Raw genomic sequence first — 1775 nt, 5'->3', positions numbered from 1 at the left:
ATGTCCAGGCTCAGACCGCGCAGCGCCGAAGCCGCGCCGCGCGTTGCCGCCGGATGCCGCGCCTCGATCTGTCGCAGCTCGATCTTCACGCACGGCCCGGCTGCGCCAGCCGCTTCAAGGGCCACACGCAGGTTCTCACAGCAGCCCGGCGCTCTTGGCCGCCGCCTCGATGCCCTGGTAGTTCTCGACCTTCGTCGGCACGAAGCGCGTGGCGCGTTGCAGCTCGAGGATTTCCTTGCCTTCGGGTGTGGCGCGGTCCAGGGCGAGGAGCGCGCGCGTGAGCTTCTCGCGCACGGCCGCCGGCATGTCGGCATGCACGCTCCAGTTGTAGTCGTAGTAGGGCGGCGTGGTGAAGAACACGCGCACCTTGTCGGTATCGACCTTCTTCTCCGCCACGAACTTGTCCCACACCGACGCGTTGAGCGCGCCGGCCTGCACCTTGCCCGAGGCGACGGCGGCGATGGTCGCGTCGTGCGCGCCGCTGTAGGCGACGCGCTTGAAATCCTTGTCGGGGTCCAGGCCGGCCTGGCGCAGATAACTGCGCGGCATGAGATGGCCGCTGGTGGAGCTTTGCGAACCGAAGCTCACGTCCTTGCCCTTGAGGTCGGCCAGGCTGGTGATCGAAGGGTCACCGGTGATGAACACCGACTTGAACTTCTCGTCCTCTTCGCGCTGCACGATCGGCAGCACCTTGCCGCCCGAGCGCACATACGCCTGCACGAAGGTAAAGCCGCCGAACCAGGCCAGGTCGACCTTCTTGTTGACCAGCGCCTCGACGCAAGCCGCGTAGTCGGTCACGGGCGTGAACTCGACCTTCATGCCGAGCACGCCCTCGAGGTACTTGATGAGCGGCTGCGCCTTGCGCGCCAACTCGGTGGGCGCCTCGTCGGGAATCGCGGTGACACGAAACACCGTCTGGGCCTGCGCCAGCGCGGCGGCGCCGAGCAGGCTGCAGACGATCAGGGGGCGGAGCCAACGCGTGACCAATCGATTCATGGTCGCTTTCTTTTAAGCAATGGTGGCGCGCATTACACCAAGGAAACGCAGCGCAAGCCGGCGAACAGGTCGTTGCGCGCGGCCGGGAAATAATTGCGGTAACGCGCGTGCTTCATGCGCTCGGCGGTGGCGAACGAGGCCCCGCGCAGCACCGGCCGGCCGTCAAACCAGGGCTCGGAATAGTCGCGGTAAGGGTGCGGCAAAAAGCCCGGGTAGGGCGTGAAGGGGCTGGCGGTCCACTCCCACACCTGGCCCCAGTCGAACACCTCGCCCGACGATGCCGCCAGGGTGGCGGCGTACTCCCACTCGGCCTCGCTCGGCAGCCGCCTGCCGGCCCAGCGACACCAGGCATGGGCCTCGTGCGCGCTCAGGTGCATGGCCGGCAGGTCGCGGTCGAGCGCGACCAGACGGCCGAACCGGCGGCGCTGCCAGCCGCTCGAGCCGTGCAGCAGATGCAGCGGGCGGCCATCGCTGTGCTGCCGGCGCCAGGCCCAGCCTTCGTCCGACCAACAGCGCGGGTGGTCGTAGCCGCCGGCTTCGATGAAGGGCAAGTAGCGGCGCCAGGTGACGGGCGCGCGGTCGATGGTGAAGGCGTCAACGCTCACGTCGTGCGGCACCAGTTCGTTGTCGAAGGCGAAGCCCGCGCCGGCACTGCCCCTCCTAAACGCACCCGCCGGCAGCCGCCACTGGCCCTCGGCCGTGACCGCGGCGGGCGCCAGGCCCGCCAGCGGCACGCCCAGATGCTGGGCCATGGTCACCCAGGCTTCGCGGTGCATGTC

2 protein-coding genes are annotated in these 1775 nt (G+C 68.7%); both read right to left on the bottom strand.

Annotated features, from left to right (window positions below):
• Positions 1 to 135 precede the first annotated feature (135 nt).
• Complete coding sequence (locus RMO12_RS12425) at positions 136 to 996, bottom strand: putative selenate ABC transporter substrate-binding protein (protein WP_309639534.1); 861 nt, start codon at positions 994 to 996, stop codon at positions 136 to 138.
• A 32-nt stretch (positions 997 to 1028) separates the two neighbouring features.
• Positions 1029 to 1775, bottom strand: a 747-nt coding sequence (locus RMO12_RS12420) for an SUMF1/EgtB/PvdO family nonheme iron enzyme (protein ID WP_309639533.1), incomplete at its 5' end; no start/stop codon positions are given.

The organism is Methylibium sp. (assembly GCF_031393925.1).
Lineage (GTDB): Bacteria > Pseudomonadota > Gammaproteobacteria > Burkholderiales > Burkholderiaceae_C > Methylibium.
The sequence above is the reverse complement of the archived record's forward strand: the minus strand, read 5'-3'. Positions and strand labels throughout refer to the sequence as shown.